The sequence below is a fragment of the Acinetobacter sp. 24-47-66 genome, from assembly GCF_056779755.1.
Genome location: NZ_JBWYIL010000018.1, coordinates 1 through 22,014 on the forward strand (window position 1 = coordinate 1; position 22,014 = coordinate 22,014).

The following is a 22,014-nucleotide window of genomic DNA, read 5'->3' on the forward strand; positions in this document are numbered from 1 at the left end:
GTTAAAGTTGTTTTACCATGGTCAACGTGACCGATTGTGCCCACGTTAACGTGTGGCTTATTACGTTCAAACTTAGCCTTAGCCATGAGATTTTCCTTTTTAAACTACTCATGGAGGATCACTCCATGAGCACTTGGTTTTAAACTATGAATTAGTTGGGCTTATAGTAATCGAAAGATTACTCGTCGTCACCTTTTTTACCACCAGCTTGGAACTTAGCAATGATGCCTTCAGCCACGTTACGTGGAGTTTCGGCATATTTAGCAAATTCCATAGAGTAAGTCGCACGACCTTGAGACATAGAACGCATGTGTGTTGCGTAACCGAACATCTCAGAAAGTGGAACTTCAGCACGGATTGCTTTAGTACCGCCAGGTAAATCGTCCATACCTTGAACCATACCACGACGACGGTTTAAGTCACCCATGATATCGCCCATGTAATCTTCTGGAGTTTCTACTTCAACTTTCATGATAGGCTCAAGAAGAACAGGATCTGCTTTCATGAAACCATCACGGAATGCGTAAGAACCCGCCATTTTGAACGATAATTCGTCAGAGTCGACATCATGGTAAGAACCATCGAACAATGTCGCTTTGATGCCTACAACTGGGTAACCAGCAAGGACACCATTCTTCATACGTTCTTGAATACCTTTGTCAACCGCACCAAAGAATTCTTTAGGTACAACACCGCCGACAACTTCTTCAGCGAACTCGTAGTCTTTACCAGCTTCAGGATCCATTGGCTCTAAACGTACATATACGTGACCGAACTTACCTTTACCACCAGTTTGACGAACGAACTTACCTTCTTGCTCAACAGATTTTTTAATCGTTTCGCGGTAAGCAACCATTGGTTTACCAATGTTCGCTTCAACACCGAATTCACGCTTCATACGGTCAACGATGATGTCAAGGTGAAGCTCACCCATACCTGCAATAATTGTTTGACCAGATTCTTCGTCAGTACGAACGCGGAATGATGGATCTTCTTTCGCCAAGCGGCCCAAAGCAACTGACATTTTTTCTTGGTCAGCTTTAGTTTTAGGTTCAACTGCAAGTGCAATTACTGGCTCTGGGAATTCCATACGCTCTAATGTGATCACGTTGTTTTCGTCACAAAGTGTATCACCTGTAGTCGTGTCTTTAAGACCTACACATGCCGCGATATCGCCCGCACGAATTTCTTCGATGTCATGACGGTCATTAGCGTGCATCTGTACAATACGACCAACACGTTCACGTTTAGATTTAACAGGGTTATAAACTGCACTACCAGCTTTTAAAACACCTGAGTAAACACGAACGAATGTTAAGTTACCTACGAATTTGTCGTTCATGATTTTGAACGCAAGCGCAGCAAACGGTGCTTCATCAGACGCTTCGCGAGAACCTTCTGTCTCATCTTTGTCGTCTAAGATACCTTTAATTGCTTCAACGTCAGTAGGTGCTGGTAAGAATTCAATAACAGCATCCAACATACGTTGAACACCTTTGTTTTTGAACGCTGAACCACAAAGCATTGGCTGAATTTCATTCAACAATGTACGCGCACGAAGACCATTAACGATTTCTTCTTTAGTCAAATCACCTTCTTCTAGGTACTTATCCATGAGTTCTTCTGATGCTTCTGCAGCAGCTTCAACCATGTTCGTACGCCATTCTTGAGCAAGCTCAACAAGGTCAGCAGGAATTTCACCGTATTCAAACTTCATACCTTGAGATGCTTCATCCCAGATAATCGCTTTCATTTCGATAAGATCTACTACACCTTGGAAGTTTTCTTCTGCGCCAACAGGAATCACGATTGGCACTGGATTACCACCAAGACGTGTTTTTACTTGTTCAACAGCACGGAAGAAGTTTGCACCAGTACGGTCCATTTTGTTAACGAACGCAATACGAGGTACTTTATATTTATTTGCTTGACGCCATACAGTTTCTGACTGAGGTTGTACACCACCTACAGCACAGTAAACCATGCACGCGCCGTCAAGAACACGCATAGAACGCTCAACTTCGATCGTGAAGTCAACGTGTCCCGGTGTGTCAATTACGTTAATACGGTGTTGTTCGAACTGGTTACCCATACCTTTCCAGAAGCAAGTTACTGCTGCTGAAGTAATGGTAATACCACGTTCTTGCTCTTGTTCCATCCAGTCAGTTGTTGCTGAACCTTCGTGAGTTTCACCTAGTTTGTGGCTCTCACCTGTGTAGAACAAAATACGTTCAGAAGTCGTTGTTTTACCAGCATCAATGTGTGCTGAGATACCAATGTTACGGTAACGAGAAATTGGGGTTTGACGAGCCATGATTTCTTGCATTCCTAAATTTTGTTGTTTAAAACAGGACGCTTTAAGCTGCTGAGCAGCTTAAAGCGATTCGATGACAAATCAGTGAAACCCGACTTACCACCCTCCTGAATAGGGGCTGTTTTATCCGCTTAGAAACGGTAGTGAGAGAAGGCTTTGTTGGCTTCAGCCATACGATGCACATCTTCACGTTTCTTGATCGCTGAACCTTTACCTTCAGCTGCGTCAAGCAACTCACCAGCAAGGCGTAACGCCATAGTTTTTTCAGAACGCTTAGCAGCAGCATCTACTAACCAACGCATCGCTAGAGCAGTACGACGGGATGGGCGTACTTCCATAGGAACTTGGTATGTAGCACCACCAACACGGCGTGCTTTTACTTCGACCATAGGACGAACTTTTTCAAGAGTAGTCTCGAAAAATTCAACTGGGTCTACTTTAGATTTTTCTTGAACGCGGTCTAAAGCACCGTAAACGATACTTTCAGCAATAGATTTTTTACCATCTTGCATTACGTGGTTCATGAACTTAGCGATTGTTTGGCTGCCGAACTTAGGATCCGGAAGGATTTCACGAGCAGCGACTACGCGACGTCTTGGCATTTTAATACTACCTATAAATATGACACTTCAGGTTTATCCAGCAGCAGTACAAAGTGTCATGTACTATTCGCTGGCCTTACTACACGTCGCTTGAATTTCACAAAATTAAATGCAGAAATCAGACAAGCGAGACGATAAAGGATTGCAGTTCTATACGTTTAAGAAAATGATCTAATTAGATTATTTCTTAGGACGCTTAGTACCGTATTTAGAACGAGACTGGTTACGATCTTTAACACCAGCACAGTCTAAAGAACCACGAACGGTATGGTAACGTACACCTGGTAAGTCTTTAACACGACCACCACGGATAAGAACAACACTGTGCTCTTGTAGGTTATGGCCTTCACCACCGATATAGCTAGATACTTCGAAACCTGAAGTTAAGCGAACACGGCAAACTTTACGCATTGCTGAGTTAGGTTTTTTAGGTGTAGTTGTGTAAACACGTGTACAAACACCACGACGTTGTGGACAAGCCTTCAACGCAGGAACTTTTGATTTTTCAATCAAAGTCGTACGACCCTTACGGATCAACTGATTTGTTGTTGCCATGTGGCAATTCTCCCGTTAATAAAAAGCCCCAAAAAATACTACTTTTTGAGGGCATGCAATTGTAAGCCAAGAAGTAAAAATGGTCAACATTCAACATGACATCAAATATTGACCATTGTGTGCTTACAATGAAATTTTCAGAATGATTTGATCAACCATTCATAACTAAATTTATTGCTTTTTCTGTGACGTAGGTAGTGAGTTTGCTGCTTCGTCTTTCTTTTTTGAATTACGACGCTTAGGGGGTGCTTTTACCTGCACAATAGGTTCGCCTTGAGGCTGGTCTTTATCAGCGTCTTGAACACTTTCATTAGAAGCCGATTCCACATGTTTTTCAGCTAAGGCCTTAAGACCATCCTCAACACTGACCGCTTCTTCTTTTTCAGACTCCGCAGTTTTTGCTTCAATTTTAATTGCTGAAATTGAATCATTATGAACTGCAGACTCATCAACTTGAATAGACTCTTCTCCTTCAAGTTTTTTTGCAAACTCTTCAACCTCAACCACTAACTCATTATTGATTGACGCTGCGGAATTCAATGCGAGTGAGGACTGCTTTAATAATTCTGTGCCGCGCTCAAAGGCCTCCTGAACAGATACCTGCTCATCTGGATGTTGGAGAATGTACTGCTGTGCTCCAGAAAAAACAGCTCTAGCTTTAGAATGAGCCTCTTCCACCAAACGCCAGCTATATACTGCACCAATACCAGCACCAGCCACAGGTGCTAATTTAGATAAAATTGAAATTTGAGGAATCTGATTCAACCAATTCCATTTATAACCACCCTCAGGATTACTCAGCCAATTTTTTAAAGCCGTGAAGTCGTTACTAGAGCCCAATAGGGTTTGTAGCTGATGAGTATCTTGTGTTTCCAATAAATTTGCGACTGTTCTTAATGCCACTAAAAGTGTTTGCTTTTCCGCAATAACACCTAAATCGACTTGTTTGAATACATACTCAACGATCTCTTGCTCTTGACGATGATTAAGTTCAAAACCGTGCGCGCGCCCTTCTTGGTAAATACTACGCAACGTAAATGCCAACGAGAAAGGAATATCGATGGCCGTACCAACTACGCCTGTCGCACCAGACACTGCCCCCTGAACCGCTGCAATGAATTTATTTTGATTGGCTAATGCTTCACCGATACGATTCGCACGATCAGGGCTTGATTTAAGTTCATCCAAGCTTTTTGCACCAACTTCCTTTAATACATGCTCAACTGAACTTAACTCAGAAACAAAATCATTCAATTTATCAAAAAAATAATCTGCAACTTTGTTGTTTAAGTCCGGAAAGATAAAAGAAGCAACATTATTTAATTTACTGTAATGACGACCAAAAATTTTTTGAGAAACTTGAGGGACATGATCACGAAATAATTGTTGAGGGGTTTCGTACTTTTTTTGTTCAGTCATTTTTCTCTCATCTAAAGTTATGTCAATAATTTTTTGTGGATCAGGTTGTTGCGTCAATTTCGCAATTGATCCTGGTGCAACATGTTGTGCCAGTTCAAAGCCAGTAGCACTGAGCTTTTTAGCCACTCCAAATGCTTTTGATACCAGTCCGCTAGATTGCTTATTATTAGAATTTGCCATTTACAACCCTCCTTCGCATTTATCACTTATGTTTAAAATTCTATGTGCAGTCAAGAGTTATCTCAACTTTATCGTGTTTTATTCGGTTGCAATATAGTGAACATATCTGCCAATAAGCGTTTTAACGCTGCGATATTGATTTGCCATAAGAATTTAAAATAGATTCTGATATCATGATACGAATTTTTGACAAGATCTTATGGACTTTTACATCCAATCAAATCGATGTGAATTTTTCCATAAAATGACTTCACCATGATAGGGAATTGTAAATGAAACGTGTTGTAATCACTGGTATGGGCATTAACTCATGCATTGGTAATACATTAGAAGATGTAAATCATGCCTTACAAAATGGTATTTCAGGCACACGTTTTAACCCAACTTATGCTGAACTTAATTTTAAAAGTCATGTTAGTGCTGCAGCAGAACAAAATTTTGACGGTATTGACCGTAAACTGAAACGCTTCATGGGTGTATGTGCGATGTATGCCTATAACGCTGCAGTCGCTGCAGTTGAAAATGCGGGTCTAACAGCTGAAGATCTTGCGGGCAATCCTCGTTATGGTATTGCGGGTGGTTCAGGCGGCAACTCTACAGCTTCTGTCGCTGAAATGATTGAACTTCTTGAAGAGAAAGGCGCACGTAAAATTGGCCCTTTCTTTGTTCCACGCAATATGTCAAATACTATTACTGCTAACGTTGGTGTGGCATTCAAATTACAAGGTATCGCTCACTCTATTACAAGTGCTTGTGCAACCTCAGCTGATGCCATTGGTTACGCATACAACCTGATTCAACTTGGCAAACAGGATCTAATGCTCGCTGGTGGTGGTGAAGAAGATCATTGGTCACAAAGTCTATTATTTGATGCAATGGGTGCTTTATGCTCAAAATATAATGACTCACCAGAAACCGCTTCTCGCCCTTACTCTGCTGATCGTGATGGTTTTGTCATTGCTGGCGGCGGTGGTTTCGTGGTACTTGAATCTCTTGAGCATGCTCAAGCGCGCGGTGCAAATATTCTTGCTGAAGTCGTTGCATATGCAGCCAACTCTGATGGTGCTGATATGGTCGCACCATCAGGTGAAGGTGCAACACGTTGTATCTTGATGGCACTTGATGAAGCAAAACAGCATGGTGTTGAAAAAATTGATTATGTAAATACACACGGCACATCTACACCAGCTGGTGATGTGACTGAATTGAAAGCAATGGAACGCGCATTCGGTGAAGGTCAAGTACCACCTTTAAGTTCAACAAAATCTATGACAGGTCATAGCTTAGGCGCTGCAGGTGTACAAGAAGCGATTTACTCTATTCTCATGATGCAGAATGACTTTATTGCACCAAATATCAACGTTACTGAGCTTGATGAAGGTGCAAAACCATTTGATATCGTACTTGAAAAACGCGATACAAAACTGAATACTGTAATGAGTAACAGTTTTGGTTTCGGCGGCGTAAATGCCTGCCTCATTTTCAAGAAATGGGAAGGCTAATTTAATTCCGCCCATAATGGGTGATTAGATGGATGCTCCTTCAGATGCTTTCCTATGGGTAAAAGCATTACATATTATTGCTGTGGTATGTTGGTTCGCTGCTTTGTTCTATCTACCACGGCTTTATGTTTATCATGCGATGAGTGACGATGCCATAAGCCATCAACGCTTTGAAGTCATGGAACGTAAGCTTTATCGTGGCATTATGTGGCCTGCGATGATCGCAACATTGATCACTGCACATTTTTTAGTGGACTGGGGTGATGCAACTCGACATTATCATGAAGCTTTATGGTTTTATTTAAAAGTTGGTTTAGTCGGATTACTGGTCATATACCACCTAGTTTGTGGATATTACCGTAAAAAACTCATTGATAATGCACACTATAAAAGTCATAAGTTCTGGCGCTATTTCAACGAAATGCCCACATTGATCTTATTCGCAGTGGTAATTTTAGTTGTGGTCAAACCTACATTCTAACTAAAGAATATAAAAAAAACCTCCATTCGTGGAGGTTTTTTTCTCTAAAAATTAATTATGGTTACGCTTACGCATACGTGGTTTATAAAGAACACGGTATGTTACAGCTAACAAAATCAACCAGATTGGGCTAATCATCAAAGCTTTCAGCGTGTCTGGCTCTAAACTTAAAATGATTAATGCAAATAGCAAAAATGCCAATACAACGTATGACATTGCCACTCCACCCGGCATTTTAAAATTCGACTTTTCATGTAGCTCAGGTCGCAATTTACGGTAGCGTATATAGCACACCACGATAATCGCCCAAATACTAATGAAAAGAATCACACACAGCGAACTTGCTAATGTAAAAGCTTCCATCGTATTTGGCACAAAATACTGAAATGCTGCACCGGCCATAATAAATGTACATGAAAAGATTAATCCCTTAGCAGGTACGGCACGACTTGAAAGTTCTGCTAGCTTTTGAGGGGCTTGGCCGTCACGTGCCAATCCAAATAACATTCGACTGGTAGAAAAGACGCCACTGTTCATGGAAGACATCACAGAAGACAAAACCACTAGGTTCATAATCACAGCAGCTGAACCAATACCCGCAAATAAAAATAATGTCACAAATGGACTTTGATCTGCTGGGATATTGATCCAAGGTGTCACAGACATAATCATGATCAACGAAAGCACATAGAAAATGATAATACGTGTCGGAATAGCATTAACCGCTTTTGGTAAATTTTTTTCAGGATCTTTGGTTTCCGCAGCCATCGTCCCGAGTAACTCTACACCAACAAAGGCAAACATTGCGATTTGAAAGCCTGCCAAAAAGCCCATTGTTCCTTTCGGGAACATTCCACCATGAGACCAAATGTTACTGAAGCTTGCAACAGCACCACTTGGTGACTGAAAACTCGTAAACACCATGAAGGCACCCACCAAGATTAATCCAATAATGGCTAAAATTTTGATTAATGCAAACCAAAACTCAATTTCACCAAAAAGTTTTACAGTGACTAAGTTAATTGCGAGTATGAATAAGACACATCCTGCACTAATCGCTGCTTGCCCCATTGGGGTAAACATTTGATCTGGAGGTAACCAAAAACTGAGATAATTGATAATTGCTGCTAAATCAGCAATACCGACCAAAATCCATCCCAGCCAATAGGACCAACCAATATAATACCCTGCACCTGGTCCAATGAGATCATGTGCCATATCAATAAATGATTTGTAGTGCAGATTAGATAAAAGAATTTCACCAAGGGCACGCATCAAGAAAAAAAACATAGCACCAATAATCATATAAATGATGATGATTGAAGGTCCTGCAAGTGAAATCGTTTTTCCTGAGCCCATAAACAACCCTGTACCAATCGCTCCACCGATGGCGATGAGTTGTAAATGTCGATTTGAAAGCTTACGCTGTAATTCATTGGGAGATGATTGTTCATCAATATTTGTGGTTGTCATTATTCAACATCCTTTTACACCATCTAATCTAATCGATCAGCCTAAATTCCGCTTCAAACTGAGATTCGAGAGATTTTGTTATTATGAGAGGAGCCATAAATGACTCTTCCTCGTGAAGTCTTACTTATATTCAGTTATTTCAATGCAGCAATCACTGCGATTTCAATTAACCATTCTGGATTAACGAGGTCAGCCTGAATGGTTGCTCGTGATGGTGGTACTGAATCCTCCATCCATTCAATCCAAATTTGATTGAAGATTTGAAAATCTTCCAAATTCTTCACGAAAACTTGTGCTGACAATAAACGAGATTTATCTGTGCCTACTTGAGCCAAAAGAGCGTCGATCGTATTCAGCACATCTTTCGTTTGTAAGGCGATATCAGGCGTCGTAATCTTAGGTACTTGACCAGAAAGATAAGCCACTTGATTAAAGACTGTAACTGCACTCATCACGCCATTACTATTGAATTTTTGAATATCCTGATTTTGCATATTAATTCCTTGATTACTCAGTATCGATCCTAGTGTTGATCGTTGAATTTTTAACATTAAATTTCTAGAACAAATGGAACCCGCGTCGTTACGCCACACATTAACTCATATCCCACAGTACTCGCTCCTGCAGCGACCTCATCAATCGGTAACAAACTTCCATACTTTGAGACGCCCCACAGTACGACTTCACTGCCAATTTTTGCATCTTCAATATGCGTGATATCAACAGCTAGCATGTCCATACTTACACGACCAATTAAAGAAGTTTTTTGCCCATTCACAAGCACTGCTGTGCCAGATTGAGTAATCCGTTGATATCCATCTGCATATCCACAAGCGACAATGCCAATTTTCATAGCTTGTTCTGCAAAAAATGTCGATCCATAGCCAATACTTTGCTGAGGATTAATTTCTTGAATTGCAATCAATTCACTTCTTAAAGACATTGTTGGTTTTAAGTCCCAATCTTGAATAGTATGGGTTGGATAATCCGGTGAACTCCCATACAACATAATGCCACTACGTACAATGTTAGAGTGGACATGATTGGCATGTCTAAGAATCGCTGCGCTATTACTTACTGAGCAAGGACCACCACCTAAAGCACTGACGATTTGATTGAATACTGAAATTTGATAGTCAACGCCAACCTGATTCAAGCGCTCGCCATCAGCATCAGAAAAATGTGTCATGTGAGTGATTGATGACACTTGCGGCAATTCAGTTAACAGACCCCAAATTTCAGAGTAACGTTGAGGTTGGAATCCTAAACGATTCATGCCACTGTTCATTTTCAGAAAAATATTAAAATGAGCATCTAAACCGCACCGATTAATCCATTCGAATTGAATCTCATTATGAACGGTAAATTGAAGTTCCAAATCATGACACAACTGTAAATCCGCTTCTTGAAAGATACCTTCCAAAAGCAAAATTGGGCCTTTCCAACCTAAATCTCGAACTCGTTGTGCTTCACTCAGCTCTAGAAGTGCAATCCCATCAGCATCCTTTAAGGCTGAATAAATGCGCTCGATCCCATGGCCATAAGCATTAGCTTTTACAACAGCAAAAATTTGGGCATTTGGCACATGTTGCTTAGCAACTTTCAAATTATGTTTGATTGCGTTTAAATGAATGACAGCCTGTATCGGGCGAGACATATTCCTTGTCCTATTATATTTTTTAATAGCAAACCACGCAGCCTTTAAGCTGCGTGGTTATAACGTTGAATTGAAAGTCCATCGGTACTAATCTCTGGAGTCCGATTCAGCACTAAATCACTAATCAGCTTTCCAGAACCACATGCCATGGTCCAGCCGAGCGTGCCATGTCCAGTATTTAAAAATAGATTCTTATATTTCGTCGCACCGATAATAGGCGTACTATCTGGTGTCATCGGTCGTAGTCCCGTCCAGAAACTGGCTTGTGCCATATCTCCACCTGGGAACAAATCACGTGTTACCATCTCTAAGGTGCCACGGCGATCCTCATTTAACTCTTTATTAAAACCACTTAACTCAGCCATCCCACCAACACGAATTCGTTGATCAAAACGAGTTATTGCAATCTTGTAAGTTTCATCTAAGACAGTTGATTGAGGGGCATATTGCGCATCCACGATAGGTATAGTTAATGAATATCCCTTTACAGGATAAATGGGCAAATCTAGACCTAATGGTTTAATAAAATCTCGTGAATAGCTACCGAAGGCAAGTACATAACGATCTGCCGTGAGTACCTGACCGTCTACAATAACGCCTTTAATTTCGTCGCCCTCAACTACGAGTTTTTCAACATTTTGATTAAATTTAAACTCAACACCAATACCTTTTGCATATTCAGCAAGCGCGTTGGTAAAGATATAGCAATCACCAGTCTCATCATTTGGAAGATGTAAGCCACCGACTAATTTGTCTTTAACTTCCGCTAATGCAGGTTCAACTCGACCTAGACCTTCACGATCTAATAACTCAAATTCGACACCTGTTTCTTTTAAAACTTCAATGTCTCGTTGAACTGCTTCTAATTGCGCATCCTTACGAAAAATTTGTAATGTTCCTTTTGAACGATTCTCATAAGATATGCCAATATTTTCGCGTAATTCTCTTAAACAATCTCGACTGTATTCAGCAACACGTACCATACGCTCTTTATTGATGGCGTAATGTGCCGCATTGCAGTTCTTCAACATTTGAGCCATCCATTTCAGCTGCCACAAGCTTCCATCTACATTAATTGCTAATGGTGCATGATGTTGAAACATCCATTTAACCGCTTTAAATGGAATTCCTGGTGCGGCCCATGGTGTAGAATACCCAGGAGAAATCTGTCCTGCATTGCCAAAACTCGTTTCTTCGGCAGGACCTGATTGACGATCTAATACAGTGACGCTTGCTCCTTGTTGCGCTAGGTAATACGCACTTGCAACACCAATGACACCACTACCTAATACAATAACGCGCATGAACTATCCCTCAGCACTGTGTAGTTTATTTCACTAGTATATTTTTGCTTTAATAGTTTTTTTCACTCTTTTAATCGTTATAATTTAGGTAATTTAAGGGTTTTATCCTGAAAAAATTAAAAAATAAGGAAATTATTCATGCGGAAATTAGATCGCACTGATCGTATGATTTTAGATATTCTGCAAAAGGACGGTCGTATTGCCATTAGTGAACTGGCTGCAAAAGTAAATCTTTCTACAACCCCATGCTCGGAAAGAGTGAAAAGACTAGAACGAGATGGCATTATTATGGGCTATTACGCCCGATTAAATCCGGAGTTATTGGAGCGTAATTTACTCGTTTTTCTAGAAATTAAATTATCGGCGAAATCTGGAGATGTTTTTGATCAAGTCGCCAAGAATTTAGTTGAGATACCTGAGGTCTTAGAATGTCATTTAATTTCAGGTGAATTCGATTACTTGGTGAAAGCGAGACTAAAAGAAATGAGTGCTTATCGCCAACTACTGGGTGACCTGCTTAAAATGCTTCCGTCCTCAGCATCCTCCCATAGTTACATCGTGATGGAAGAGGTCAAAGAATCCTTGTATTTGGATCTAAGCTAAGCTACGAAGAGCAATCTCTTGAGAGTTGCTCTTGAGCCCAAATTTCGGCTTAGATTAATCAACATAATTTAAAATTTGATGGAAAGCTTGAATTCTGGCTTTGGGTGCAGCAGCGGCTAACTCTGCATCACTGCCATAACCGTATTCCACCGCAATCGTTTCAATTCCATTTTTTCGAGCACCGATAATATCATGCTCTCGGTCCCCTACCATCAAACAGGTTTCTGGCTTGATTTTTTCTTGCTCTAAAATATATGCAATAAGTTCAGCTTTATTGGTGCGGTCACCATTTAACTCACTGCCATAGGCATAATCAAAATACGGTGTAAGATTGAAATGTTCAAGAATTTGCTGAGCATACACTTCAGGCTTTGCAGTAGCTAAAAACAATCTGTAACCTTTGTTCTTAAGTGTTGCCAATGTTTCTGCTACATCTTCAAATAATAAATTTTCAAATAAACCTTTTACAGCAAAGCGCTCACGATAACCAAGTAAAGCCTGTTCCGCCAAATCATCATTCACATCAACCTTCAAAATTTTGGCCAAAGAGGCTTTTAAAGGTGGTCCAATAATCCAATCAATATTCTCATCTTCCGCGATAAAATGACCTACTTTTTCTAAACCATAGCGTGCAGAAGTCGTAATACCCACTTTAGGATCAGTTAGCGTTCCATCTAAATCAATGAGAATATTTTTAATCATGCTGTACCTTTTTTAGAAATGCTATCGAGACTTCTCAGAAACTTGCCTATACTACTCCAAATTGATCAATGAAGGACATTGTTGTGCGCCCTACTGTATTGTGCTTTTCTGGTTTAGATCCATCTGGTGGTGCTGGCTTACAAGCAGATATTGAAGCGATCGGCCAAAGTGGTGCTCATGCAGCAATCGCATGTACAGCGTTAACCATTCAAAACTCTCAACAAGTTTTTGGATTTGAAGCAACCTCAAAAGATTTACTGCTGGCTCAAGCGAATGCTGTAGTGAACGATCTTCCTATCAAAGTAGTGAAATCTGGCATGCTCGGCACTACCGACAATATCGCCGCTTTGGCAGAATTCCTAAGAGCACATCCTGATTTCCAATACGTACTCGATCCAGTTTTGGTTGCCAATAGTGGTGGCTCATTAGGAAATCAAGCAACATTGGTCAAGGCTTTTGTTGAATTGATTCCTCTTGCTACGATTCTTACACCGAATACCGTTGAACTTCGCGCATTAACCGGCTGTGAAGATTTAGATCAAGCTACACAGAAGTTATTTGAAATGGGTGCTAAAGCTGTATTAGTCAAAGGTGGTCACGAAGACACACCGACTTATATTAGAAATGCACTCTACATTAACGGTGATATGGTCTCTGAAACAAAATGTCCTCGTCTTGAAGGTGAGTATCATGGTTCAGGCTGTTCTCTTGCTAGTTTTATTGCAGGGAGATTGGCACAAGGTGATCAAATTAAAAATGCAGTTCACCATGCGGAAACATGGCTATTTGGTGTATTAAAACGTGCTGAAATCCCAGTTGAAGGTGGCCAAAGAATTCCAAAACGCTTCTAAATAAAAAGCCCACTGACTGTGGGCTTTTTTTTATTAATCTTTTAGTCTTTCTTTGACTGATCGGATATGTTCTCTATTGGTTTTCCACGATTTTTGAAGCGCTGCTTTTTCAATACGATATTTAATTCTCTGTAGTCTACGATCATCAATCACTTTCATTTGGTAGCTTTTAACTTCTTCAATCCAACTTTTACCCCAATGAACATGTACAGGAATTGGTGTTTTAAACTCACAATTAGGCACGAAAACTATTAACCCATGTATCGACAGATTTGAATCGATTAAATCTTTTAACAATCCGTCTAAAACCTTTATATGCTTGTAGTTTTGGTGCAATGGATTTTGAAATTTATGGCTAGATTTATAAATTTTTTGAGTCCACATTTTTTGATGTGATGAGCCAAAAATCCAACCTTTATAGTTTTTGGTCTCAATCACAAATATTCCATAAGGACTCAATAAAATATGGTCAATCTGTGTGGTCTGATTGTCCTGATCCAAAAATGTTAGATCATTCAGTAAAATATAGTCCTCATTCAAAAATTTTTTTGCATGATATTGGACAATGTATTCACCCAATTTTCCTTTGATATAAGGTACAAACATTTTGAATACAGGGATGATTGCTAGAATTAAGATCAACCACCATAACTGCGATATGAGATTAAAAACAATTGTAATTATAGGATTTTCATTAGACATAATTTTTGTATTTCATATGTTTATGCTGTTATAACATCACCACTCATCATCTTCAAGCTGCAGCAGCTTAAGCTTATTTTCCACACCTCCTGAAAATCCGACCAGCTTGCCATTGACACCTATTACACGATGACAAGGTACAATGATCGCGATAGGATTTTTTCCATTGGCCAAGCCTACAGCTCTTACCGCTTTTACATTCCCAACATCCTCAGCAATTTGCTTATACGTTCTAGACTCTCCAAAAGGAATTTTTAACAGCGCATTCCATACCGAGCGTTGGAATTCTGTCCCATAAAGTTCTATGGGCAAATCAAATACCTGACGTTGTTTTAAAAAATATTCGCGAAGCTGTGTTTCGGCAATGCATAAAATCTCGTGATCATCCCGCTGAATGACGATTTGATTTCGGATAAACTGAGGAAGTGCATTTTCCCAAGCGACAACAATCAATGCTTGATCATGAGCAACCAATTGAAGTTCACCGACAGGTGTCATTATTTTTTTTAAATAAAGCTGAGTCATTTTTTTAATCGCTTGTAAGTTGAATCATCTAACTATGTTGATGATAACTTCATCAAGACTAGACCCGAAATAATCAATACTGCAGCGATCATTCTCATTGCATTTGCAGGTTCTCCAAGAATAAAAATCCCAACCACAAACGAACCTACAGCGCCTATGCCTGTCCATACGGTATAAGCTGTCCCGAGTGGTAAAGTTTTCATCGCATGGGAAAGTAAAGCAAAACTTGCGATCATGAAAACGATCGTCAAAATACTGGGTGTCAATTTGGTGAATCCATCTGAAACTTTCATAAAATAGGCCCAGACCACCTCCAACAACCCTGCAACAATCAAGACTAACCAAGCCAAAATAAACCCTCTCTCAATTTAAAAAGCAGCGCATGGATACGCTGCCTTAAATCTTACGCTGAAGCTAATTTCATCATGACTAAACCTGAAATAATCAGAATAGCCGCAATCATCCGCATTGCTGTCGCAGGCTCACCCAGAATAAAAATGCCGACTAAAAAAGACCCTACTGCACCAATCCCCGTCCAAATCGTATAGGCAGTTCCCAGAGGTAATGTTTTCATGGCATGTGCCAACAACCCAAAACTGAGAACCATAAAAAATAGAGTAATTGCAGTCGGTGTGAATTTAGTAAATCCTTCAGACATTTTCATACTATATGCCCAAACGATCTCAAATAAACCCGCGAGAATAAGAATAAACCAAGCCATGATGCCTGCTCCCAATTAAAATAATTTAAGAGTCAGGCCGTCCTGACGATTTTTCTCAGAGAAATGAGGGAGGTCGTTCCTCCAAATGATGGTTGAATTATATCAACACACGCACAAAATAGGCGCAATTTTACAATTTTTGACCCAAAATACACCTACAAAAAATAGGTCATTATAGGACTAGCTTTTCTAGATTATTTCTGCATTTTTAGGCTATTGCATTGCGAACGCGATCGCTATTGTCAGATGGAAGACTAAATCCGCACCAAATTAGAACACTTCACTGCACTATAGAAAATCACTGGTCTAGGATGTTTAAATTTAAATTGATTTTTTATCTCGCTCTTTTAAGACTTATTCACGAAGATAAGCCAAATAATGAGCAACGAAAATTTCTCCCCCAAACAATTCAACAGAAAGGATAAGAAGATCCATTTTTTGTAAAAAAGGACTCAAATGAGTCCTTTTTATACATTTATTGTCTAATAAACAAACCATTGAACTAAATATGATTATAATCTAATCAAATTATCCAGACTGTTATCAACACAGATATCCACCAAGTTATCCATAAACTTATCCACAGATGTGTGTAGTATTATACATGTTTCGGATCAAACGTTAATTGAACCTACTTTCGCCAACTCTGCACGCATTTCATCAATTACAGCTTTATAATCTGGCTTTCCAAAAATGGCAGAACCAGCCACAAACATATCAGCACCAGCTTCAGCGATTTCACGAATATTTGCTGGACCAACACCACCATCAACTTCTAAGCGAATATCTTTACCAGATGCATCAATAATTTTGCGTGCTTCACGAAGTTTATCTAGCGTTATTGGGATAAATTTTTGTCCACCAAAGCCAGGGTTGACGCTCATTAATAAGACTTGATCCACTTTATCCAGTACATAATCAAGGTAATGTAAAGGCGTTGCAGGGTTAAAAACTAAACCTGCTTTAGCACCACCAGCTTTAATCAGCTGCAATGAACGGTCGATATGGTCTGATGCTTCTGGATGAAAAGTGATGATATCTGCACCCGCTTCTAAGAAATCTCCGATCATACGATCGACTGGTTTCACCATAAGATGAACGTCAATTGGAGCCTGAATACCATATTTTTTAAGTGCCTTACATACACCAGCACCAAAAGTTAAATTTGGTACATAATGATTGTCCATTACATCGAAATGGACCACATCTGCACCTGCTTCAAGTACATTTTCGACTTCTTCACCTAAGCGAGCGAAATCAGCAGATAAAATCGATGGAGCAATTAAGAATGGCTTGGACATGTCAGGACCTGGCGGGAAATTAGAATTCAAAAGATGATTATAGCAAAACTTCGTTTATTCATTCCTTCGAAATTACTGCTATTTAAATTTCAACTCAAAATGCAAATCGTTGATTAAAAAATATTCAAGGACGGAATATGACTTATGCAAAGCTATGTTGCATATTCGGAACAACCTTATGGTGAGATGAATGTTAAGATACAATAAATTTCAAGCATTACGGTAAATAATGAAAACAACCACAACGATAGACAGCTCCGAAGCATTACGTATCGCTAAACGATTAAGCAATCATTGGAAACATAAATTTGATGTCACCAATACCGATGACCAATATCAAATTTTTATGCCAAAAGTGACAGTTGAATTATCAATACAACCTGATCAACTTCATGTCAGTATTGTGAATAAAGAAGAAATATCTTTAGAAGAATTAATACGACTAGAAAATGTCGTGCTTGATCATATCAATCGCATGGTTCAAGCTGACTATCAAGTTATATGGTCTAGAGAAAGTTAAAGAAAAACCGACATAAAGTCGGCTTTTCATTATTGTTGCTGTTTAAATTCAGTAACACGGCGAATTCGTTCTTCAGTGGCAGGATGACTTGCAAAGAGATCAAGAATTTTTGATTGATCTTCGTCTTCTCCCATATCATCACTCATACGTTTTAAAAAGTTTGCAAAATGCACTGTATCCATTTCATGTTTATGCATGAGTTCTAGCGCATACTGATCTGATTCTAACTCAAACTTCCGTGAATATCCTGCACCAATCATGGCAACTGGCAAAGTCGCAATTAAATCCGATCCATCACCAGTGATAGCAATATAAAGTACGCTGAATCCTAGGCTCGAAAGACCTTGTTGTAAGCTGTGACGTTTTAATAAATGTGCTTGTTCATGTGCCAAAACGCCGATAATTTCCTGATCATTCTTGGCAAGCTTCACTAATTCATCGGTGAGATAAATTGTATTGTTTGGCAATGCGAGTGCATTGGCTCCAAGCGAGGTACCTTCCCTAAATTTCAACTGAGCGGGACGACCCTCAGCAACATATTTCAGATAATCCGCGAGAATCCGATCCTGTCTTTGCTGTGATAACTGAGAAGGTTTAGTGTATTCGGCTAAATAAACTTCTGCCTGTCCACCCAAACGATTCAGCGTATTTTCTGGCAGCTGGAAAGCAACAATGTGCGATGCCGTCGGTATTCCCCATTTAATGACGGAGAAACCAAGTGCGACCACGAAAATAACACTAAAAATAATCAACGATGGTGTACGTTCAAGTTTCCATACTTTTTGATGAAAATTTTTATGCTCAACAGGCAACCATTCAGGAAGCTGACGCTCATGAAATTCAATCCTAGCGTCATGTGTTAACTCTAAAGCTGGATTACGTCGACCAATTTTACCAAGCAATACCATTTCATCTGCATGATAGTAGACTGTTTTCACTTCGCCTTTATCTGTATAACTGACAGCGATACTGTCTTGATTAGCAGGGCGAATCTGTGCTGTAAAAGGCTTAGAAAGAACACCATCATAATATGTCACTGTGAGAGGTTGATTCATTGAATTAACTCCTAAAGTGAAATATCAATATCAAAAATATCACTAATTTCTTCCGCGATGGCACTATGATCACTTTGCGCAATATTCATCATCAGGTTTGGATCATCATTTAATTCTAAGCTCATCGATTCAACTTGGTATCGATAAATGCGAATAGCAGCCCATGCTGACAATAATCCTAAACTTAAGATTCTAGCGATCCAATTACTCGCAACAATCCATGCATAGCGCCATTGATTACAACTGGTCTTAAACTGACTGCTGTTGAGTGTTGTGCTATTCCACGTAGTAATAAAAATTCGTGCCTGTATTAACGGACCAATAAACAACATTCCAATCACATAAACGGCAAAGATCATCATCAGCATCATATCCATTCCATGACCACTGAGTATTGATAATGTCGAACCACCAAATCCGATGAGCATAAGAATCAATACAAAGAGAATCATGGGAACATATACTGCTCGCATATAACTAGGCCAGTCATTGTTTAATTGAAATTTGAGTTGTCCAACGTACAAATGATTAAGCGTATATTTTTTATAAATCCAAATTGCGACAGGGCTAAATATACCTAATGTAAAAATGGTGATAGCAAGCGCAAGTAAAAATTGTTTATAGGCTTCTTTATTCGTGCCAGAAAAATAAAAACGGCTGTTCCCAAATTTACTGTTGCGCGCATTAAATCGAATTGTGGCACGAACCAACCATGGAAGAGCAATATAAATAATCAGTCCACCAAATGCTGCTATCGTCATATCCATATATGAGGCAATCGCAAATATTGCCCAAATGCCAATGGCTATCAGTCGACCAATCAAAATTTTAGTCGGTAAACCAGTAAAATCAAAAAAGCGATGAAAAAATTCGGTATTGTTATAAAAATATCTTAAACGACGTACTTTCGCCCATGGCGCATATAGGCTCAATGTCGCAATCGTCAATAAAATATTGACGATCCATATGCCAAAGTACTCCATCGCATTGCCATGAAATTTAAATTTAAATACTTTCCCCATATAAATCGGTCGATTTTCATCTGCATCAGATAATGGAAATGGATCGTTGATCAATGGTAAGGGTGCTTGTTCAGCGGAGTGTTCTGATGAATTCATTATTATTTTCTCTGATTATAAAAAATGACATCCCGAGAGATGTCATCATTCAACATGGTTTAAATGTGATATCGCACACATTATAACGAACTTAAGTATGAATATCTTAAAATTCAAATCAGATTAATTTTGCAATTGTAAAGCATGGAATTGCAGATGATCATCAATAAAACTTTGGATAAAGAAGTATCCGTGATCATAAGCCTCGTGCTCACGCAATGTGAGCTTTTGACCTACGGTTTTACATGATTCAGCAAATAGTGCTGGATTAAGTTGAGCATAAAACTGATCTGCAACCCCCTGATCAATTAAAATTTCGTGATATAGAGCACCCTTTGCTTTCACGAGCTCATTCGCATCATGTGCTTTCCATAACTCACGATCTTCTCCGAGGTAAGCTGAAAATGCCTTTTCACCCCATGGACAAATTGATGGTGCACAAATCGGTGCAAATGCTGAGACTGACTTAAATAAGTCTGGATACTTCCAAGCAAGCGTGAGTGCACCGTGTCCTCCCATGCTGTGACCAAAAATACCAATCCCCTCATCCTGTACAGGAAACGATGTAAGAACTAGAGAATACAGCTCCTGTATAAGATACGACTCCATCTGATAATGCTCAGCCCAAGGTGCTTGAGTTGCGTTTAAATAAAATCCAGCCCCTTGCCCTATATCCCAAGAATCCCCGACCGCCACGTCGTCACCACGAGGTGATGTATCTGGAGCAATCAATATAATTCCCAATTGTGCAGCTAAACGTTGTGCGTGTGCTTTGATGACAAAAGTTTCTTCAGTACAAGTCAAACCTGCAAGATAGTACAACGCAATACATTTTTGACCTTCGAGTGCCTGTGAAGGTAAAAATACAGAAAATTTAGTCGGATTTTTCAAAAACTTTGAATTGATCTGATAAACACGTTGTTCACCATCAAAACATTTATTCTTTTGAACCAATTCCATTGCACTGCCTCACACATTTAATTTTTAAAACATCATCGCATATTCGTAAACTGAGCACTATCACTCTGGTGTTCACTACTTACGGTTGATAATCCAACCTGAGGAAATAATCTCTTTTCAAGTTGCGGCAACATAATTTCCATATTCTTACCAATGACCCATTGTGGCTCTGATGGCATAAACCCTTGTGCATTTTCCCAATGCGCAATATTGACTGATGCATCTTCAAAGGCTTCACGTAAGCTATTTTTTTCACGCATCGCTAAATCAAAGAAAGCACGTCCAAAATAAGTCGAGTCTGCATCATTTGAACAACCAAAAGACTCTCGATCTGCTGCAGCTGCAGTAATGACTAATGTATCTGGTGATTGCAACGCTGGAATAAAACTACCAGAGAAACATGATGAAATCACAATGACTCTCCATCTGATCCCTGATTTATCAAGCGTTTGGCGCAACCATTTTGGATCTATGTCTTCCAAATCAATTGGCGTATTTTCCATTTGAAATTGGTTACTCAATCCATGGGAAGTCATATAAAGAAACAGGACATCACTTTCACGATTCATCTGAGCGCCAATACGTTGCAATGCCAAATCAATACTGGTCTTTGACGCAATTGGATATTCTTCGCGAGTTGCAGGATTATTAATTAACGCAATTGAACGACCAAAGGTTCCGAAACGCGTGTCAAATTGATCTTTAAATCTTTGAATTTCCAATTTGAATACATCTTGATAACTTGCACCAGCTACGCCCATAAAATACCAATGCGAGTTCGCGAACTCTCCAAATTGGATCTGTTCAAGCGCCTGATTTAATAATCTGCTTTGCGCGTAAAATGATTGTTCTGAAATACTTGGAGGCGCCTCATCTACCTTCCAAATTGGTTGACTTTGTGACGAAATCTGCCACACAAAAAGTGTAAAAAACGTGGCGATCATGATGAGCAGTCGCTCCCACCAAGGCCATTTTAATTCACGCGAAAAAACCCAAACAACAGCTAAGCTTTGCCAAACAAACAATAAAGAAAATATGTGCTGCAAATGATCAACAAGGAAATTGGGTTGATAGTCAAAGTTATTAAAATAATATTGGATAAGACACTGAATCAACACAATATGTGTGTCTAGTACTAACCAAAGTAATGCTGGCACCAACATCAAACGTGGATTATTAGTGCGCTGTGAAAGGAAAATCCCAACAATTAAAGCAATAAATGGCCAGAGCGCATAACTCACTAATCCTTGAGAGTTAAATTCTCCAGCACCACTCGATAACAACCAGCTAAATAAAGAGCTCGCTGAACCTCCAAGAATTCCCCAAAAAATAAGTTGAAGAATTGATGGCCTTACAATCTGTAGTGATTTCCTTGAACCTAAAAATAACCAAATCCCTGCAAGCTGGTTACTTTTTAAATCATGCCAAAAGTTAATTGAAGGTTTAAGGTCTATCATAAGATTACTGTG

The 22,014-nt window shown here is 39.4% G+C and carries 24 protein-coding genes; 5 read left to right on the plus strand and 19 right to left on the minus strand.

The window, feature by feature from the left end; translation table 11 throughout:
• From AC1M84_RS12945 to AC1M84_RS12965, 5 genes are all read right to left on the minus strand, one after another.
• On the minus strand, window positions 1–86 hold an 86-nt coding region (locus AC1M84_RS12945; RefSeq protein ID WP_001029592.1), incomplete at its 3' end, for a GTP-binding protein.
• A 92-nt stretch (window positions 87–178) separates the two neighbouring features.
• Window positions 179–2,314, minus strand: a complete 2,136-nt coding sequence (fusA, locus tag AC1M84_RS12950; protein WP_092768658.1) for an elongation factor G — start codon at window positions 2,312–2,314, stop codon at window positions 179–181.
• A gap of 131 nt (window positions 2,315–2,445) precedes the next feature.
• Window positions 2,446–2,916: a 30S ribosomal protein S7 gene (gene rpsG / locus AC1M84_RS12955; RefSeq protein ID WP_004648014.1), complete on the minus strand. Its 471-nt coding sequence runs from the start codon at window positions 2,914–2,916 to the stop codon at window positions 2,446–2,448.
• Between the two features lie 180 nt (window positions 2,917–3,096).
• Window positions 3,097–3,471 carry a 30S ribosomal protein S12 gene (rpsL, locus tag AC1M84_RS12960; protein ID WP_004648013.1) on the minus strand — a complete coding sequence of 125 codons (375 nt, stop codon included), beginning with the start codon at window positions 3,469–3,471 and terminating at the stop codon, window positions 3,097–3,099.
• A gap of 171 nt (window positions 3,472–3,642) precedes the next feature.
• On the minus strand, window positions 3,643–5,070 hold the full coding sequence (locus AC1M84_RS12965; RefSeq protein ID WP_481595137.1) for an EcsC family protein: 1,428 nt from the start codon (window positions 5,068–5,070) through the stop codon (window positions 3,643–3,645).
• 272 nt (window positions 5,071–5,342) lie between these two features.
• Between AC1M84_RS12965 and AC1M84_RS12970 the strand changes: the two genes are divergently transcribed.
• Window positions 5,343–6,572: a beta-ketoacyl synthase N-terminal-like domain-containing protein gene (locus AC1M84_RS12970; RefSeq protein ID WP_035268310.1), complete on the plus strand. Its 1,230-nt coding sequence runs from the start codon at window positions 5,343–5,345 to the stop codon at window positions 6,570–6,572.
• 28 nt (window positions 6,573–6,600) lie between these two features.
• Window positions 6,601–7,053 carry a CopD family protein gene (locus AC1M84_RS12975; RefSeq protein WP_481588043.1) on the plus strand — a complete coding sequence of 151 codons (453 nt, stop codon included), beginning with the start codon at window positions 6,601–6,603 and terminating at the stop codon, window positions 7,051–7,053.
• 51 nt (window positions 7,054–7,104) lie between these two features.
• Here the strand turns inward: AC1M84_RS12975 and AC1M84_RS12980 are convergent, their stop codons facing one another.
• The 4 genes from AC1M84_RS12980 to AC1M84_RS12995 all read right to left on the minus strand — a co-directional run bounded on the left by AC1M84_RS12980 (window position 7,105) and on the right by AC1M84_RS12995 (window position 11,487).
• Window positions 7,105–8,526 (minus strand): amino acid permease, encoded by a 1,422-nt coding sequence (locus tag AC1M84_RS12980; RefSeq protein ID WP_481595138.1) that lies wholly within the window; start codon window positions 8,524–8,526, stop codon window positions 7,105–7,107.
• A 134-nt stretch (window positions 8,527–8,660) separates the two neighbouring features.
• The gene (locus AC1M84_RS12985) at window positions 8,661–9,020 is read right to left on the minus strand and encodes a RidA family protein (RefSeq protein WP_481595139.1); all 360 of its coding nucleotides are present in this window, start codon (window positions 9,018–9,020) and stop codon (window positions 8,661–8,663) included.
• 56 nt (window positions 9,021–9,076) lie between these two features.
• Entirely contained in the window at window positions 9,077–10,183 is a 1,107-nt protein-coding gene (gene alr, locus AC1M84_RS12990; RefSeq protein ID WP_481595140.1) for an alanine racemase, read from the minus strand.
• Between the two features lie 44 nt (window positions 10,184–10,227).
• Complete coding sequence (locus AC1M84_RS12995) at window positions 10,228–11,487, minus strand: D-amino acid dehydrogenase (protein ID WP_481595141.1); 1,260 nt, start codon at window positions 11,485–11,487, stop codon at window positions 10,228–10,230.
• A gap of 138 nt (window positions 11,488–11,625) precedes the next feature.
• On the opposite strand from AC1M84_RS12995, the gene AC1M84_RS13000 reads away from it, so the two are divergent.
• The gene (locus tag AC1M84_RS13000; protein WP_092768640.1) at window positions 11,626–12,090 is read left to right on the plus strand and encodes a winged helix-turn-helix transcriptional regulator; all 465 of its coding nucleotides are present in this window, start codon (window positions 11,626–11,628) and stop codon (window positions 12,088–12,090) included.
• 54 nt (window positions 12,091–12,144) lie between these two features.
• Here AC1M84_RS13000 and AC1M84_RS13005 read toward each other — a convergent pair whose 3' ends face one another.
• Window positions 12,145–12,792, minus strand: coding sequence for an HAD-IA family hydrolase (locus tag AC1M84_RS13005; protein ID WP_092768637.1), 648 nt, complete (start codon window positions 12,790–12,792; stop codon window positions 12,145–12,147).
• Window positions 12,793–12,875: 83 nt separating this feature from the next.
• On the opposite strand from AC1M84_RS13005, the gene AC1M84_RS13010 reads away from it, so the two are divergent.
• A complete protein-coding gene (locus AC1M84_RS13010; RefSeq protein ID WP_035268321.1) occupies window positions 12,876–13,643 on the plus strand; it encodes a hydroxymethylpyrimidine/phosphomethylpyrimidine kinase in 768 nt (255 codons plus the stop codon).
• 33 nt (window positions 13,644–13,676) lie between these two features.
• Here AC1M84_RS13010 and AC1M84_RS13015 read toward each other — a convergent pair whose 3' ends face one another.
• The 5 genes from AC1M84_RS13015 to rpe form a co-directional block, all read right to left on the minus strand.
• Complete coding sequence (locus AC1M84_RS13015) at window positions 13,677–14,345, minus strand: nuclease-related domain-containing protein (protein ID WP_481594041.1); 669 nt, start codon at window positions 14,343–14,345, stop codon at window positions 13,677–13,679.
• A 36-nt stretch (window positions 14,346–14,381) separates the two neighbouring features.
• Complete coding sequence (locus AC1M84_RS13020) at window positions 14,382–14,870, minus strand: methylated-DNA--[protein]-cysteine S-methyltransferase (protein ID WP_481594040.1); 489 nt, start codon at window positions 14,868–14,870, stop codon at window positions 14,382–14,384.
• 32 nt (window positions 14,871–14,902) lie between these two features.
• Window positions 14,903–15,220 carry a quaternary ammonium compound efflux SMR transporter SugE gene (sugE, locus tag AC1M84_RS13025; protein WP_180000188.1) on the minus strand — a complete coding sequence of 106 codons (318 nt, stop codon included), beginning with the start codon at window positions 15,218–15,220 and terminating at the stop codon, window positions 14,903–14,905.
• Window positions 15,221–15,273: 53 nt separating this feature from the next.
• Window positions 15,274–15,591: a DMT family transporter gene (locus tag AC1M84_RS13030; RefSeq protein ID WP_092768625.1), complete on the minus strand. Its 318-nt coding sequence runs from the start codon at window positions 15,589–15,591 to the stop codon at window positions 15,274–15,276.
• Window positions 15,592–16,205: 614 nt separating this feature from the next.
• Window positions 16,206–16,892 carry a ribulose-phosphate 3-epimerase gene (gene rpe / locus AC1M84_RS13035; protein ID WP_481594039.1) on the minus strand — a complete coding sequence of 229 codons (687 nt, stop codon included), beginning with the start codon at window positions 16,890–16,892 and terminating at the stop codon, window positions 16,206–16,208.
• A 229-nt stretch (window positions 16,893–17,121) separates the two neighbouring features.
• On the opposite strand from rpe, the gene AC1M84_RS13040 reads away from it, so the two are divergent.
• A complete protein-coding gene (locus AC1M84_RS13040; RefSeq protein WP_481594038.1) occupies window positions 17,122–17,412 on the plus strand; it encodes a DUF2218 domain-containing protein in 291 nt (96 codons plus the stop codon).
• 29 nt (window positions 17,413–17,441) lie between these two features.
• Here the strand turns inward: AC1M84_RS13040 and AC1M84_RS13045 are convergent, their stop codons facing one another.
• The 4 genes from AC1M84_RS13045 to AC1M84_RS13060 form a co-directional block, all read right to left on the minus strand.
• Window positions 17,442–18,467 carry a M48 family metallopeptidase gene (locus tag AC1M84_RS13045; protein ID WP_481588035.1) on the minus strand — a complete coding sequence of 342 codons (1,026 nt, stop codon included), beginning with the start codon at window positions 18,465–18,467 and terminating at the stop codon, window positions 17,442–17,444.
• 11 nt (window positions 18,468–18,478) lie between these two features.
• Complete coding sequence (locus AC1M84_RS13050; RefSeq protein ID WP_481595149.1) at window positions 18,479–19,489, minus strand: YjgN family protein; 1,011 nt, start codon at window positions 19,487–19,489, stop codon at window positions 18,479–18,481.
• Window positions 19,490–19,708: 219 nt separating this feature from the next.
• Window positions 19,709–20,545, minus strand: a complete 837-nt coding sequence (fghA, locus tag AC1M84_RS13055; RefSeq protein ID WP_481595142.1) for an S-formylglutathione hydrolase — start codon at window positions 20,543–20,545, stop codon at window positions 19,709–19,711.
• Between the two features lie 32 nt (window positions 20,546–20,577).
• Entirely contained in the window at window positions 20,578–22,002 is a 1,425-nt protein-coding gene (locus tag AC1M84_RS13060) for a C13 family peptidase (RefSeq protein ID WP_035268271.1), read from the minus strand.
• Between the last annotated feature and the right edge of the window lie 12 nt (window positions 22,003–22,014).

Bases quoted from the DNA above. Each gene is read 5' to 3' on its own strand.
- rpe (WP_481594039.1), bottom strand. From the start codon at position 16,892: ATGTCCAAGCCATTCTTAATTGCTCCATCGATTTTATCTGCTGATTTC.
- fghA (WP_481595142.1), bottom strand. From the start codon at position 20,545: ATGGAATTGGTTCAAAAGAATAAATGTTTTGATGGTGAACAACGTGTT.
- AC1M84_RS12975 (WP_481588043.1), top strand. From the start codon at position 6,601: ATGGATGCTCCTTCAGATGCTTTCCTATGGGTAAAAGCATTACATATT.
- AC1M84_RS12965 (WP_481595137.1), bottom strand. From the start codon at position 5,070: ATGGCAAATTCTAATAATAAGCAATCTAGCGGACTGGTATCAAAAGCA.
- AC1M84_RS13000 (WP_092768640.1), top strand. From the start codon at position 11,626: ATGCGGAAATTAGATCGCACTGATCGTATGATTTTAGATATTCTGCAA.
- AC1M84_RS13020 (WP_481594040.1), bottom strand. From the start codon at position 14,870: ATGACTCAGCTTTATTTAAAAAAAATAATGACACCTGTCGGTGAACTT.
- rpsL (WP_004648013.1), bottom strand. From the start codon at position 3,471: ATGGCAACAACAAATCAGTTGATCCGTAAGGGTCGTACGACTTTGATT.
- AC1M84_RS13005 (WP_092768637.1), bottom strand. From the start codon at position 12,792: ATGATTAAAAATATTCTCATTGATTTAGATGGAACGCTAACTGATCCT.
- AC1M84_RS13015 (WP_481594041.1), bottom strand. From the start codon at position 14,345: ATGTCTAATGAAAATCCTATAATTACAATTGTTTTTAATCTCATATCG.
- AC1M84_RS13030 (WP_092768625.1), bottom strand. From the start codon at position 15,591: ATGGCTTGGTTTATTCTTATTCTCGCGGGTTTATTTGAGATCGTTTGG.
- AC1M84_RS12980 (WP_481595138.1), bottom strand. From the start codon at position 8,526: ATGACAACCACAAATATTGATGAACAATCATCTCCCAATGAATTACAG.
- AC1M84_RS13060 (WP_035268271.1), bottom strand. From the start codon at position 22,002: ATGATAGACCTTAAACCTTCAATTAACTTTTGGCATGATTTAAAAAGT.
- AC1M84_RS13045 (WP_481588035.1), bottom strand. From the start codon at position 18,467: ATGAATCAACCTCTCACAGTGACATATTATGATGGTGTTCTTTCTAAG.
- alr (WP_481595140.1), bottom strand. From the start codon at position 10,183: ATGTCTCGCCCGATACAGGCTGTCATTCATTTAAACGCAATCAAACAT.
- AC1M84_RS12970 (WP_035268310.1), top strand. From the start codon at position 5,343: ATGAAACGTGTTGTAATCACTGGTATGGGCATTAACTCATGCATTGGT.
- AC1M84_RS12995 (WP_481595141.1), bottom strand. From the start codon at position 11,487: ATGCGCGTTATTGTATTAGGTAGTGGTGTCATTGGTGTTGCAAGTGCG.
- AC1M84_RS12985 (WP_481595139.1), bottom strand. From the start codon at position 9,020: ATGCAAAATCAGGATATTCAAAAATTCAATAGTAATGGCGTGATGAGT.
- fusA (WP_092768658.1), bottom strand. From the start codon at position 2,314: ATGGCTCGTCAAACCCCAATTTCTCGTTACCGTAACATTGGTATCTCA.
- AC1M84_RS13040 (WP_481594038.1), top strand. From the start codon at position 17,122: ATGAAAACAACCACAACGATAGACAGCTCCGAAGCATTACGTATCGCT.
- rpsG (WP_004648014.1), bottom strand. From the start codon at position 2,916: ATGCCAAGACGTCGCGTAGTCGCTGCTCGTGAAATCCTTCCGGATCCT.
- AC1M84_RS13050 (WP_481595149.1), bottom strand. From the start codon at position 19,489: ATGGGGAAAGTATTTAAATTTAAATTTCATGGCAATGCGATGGAGTAC.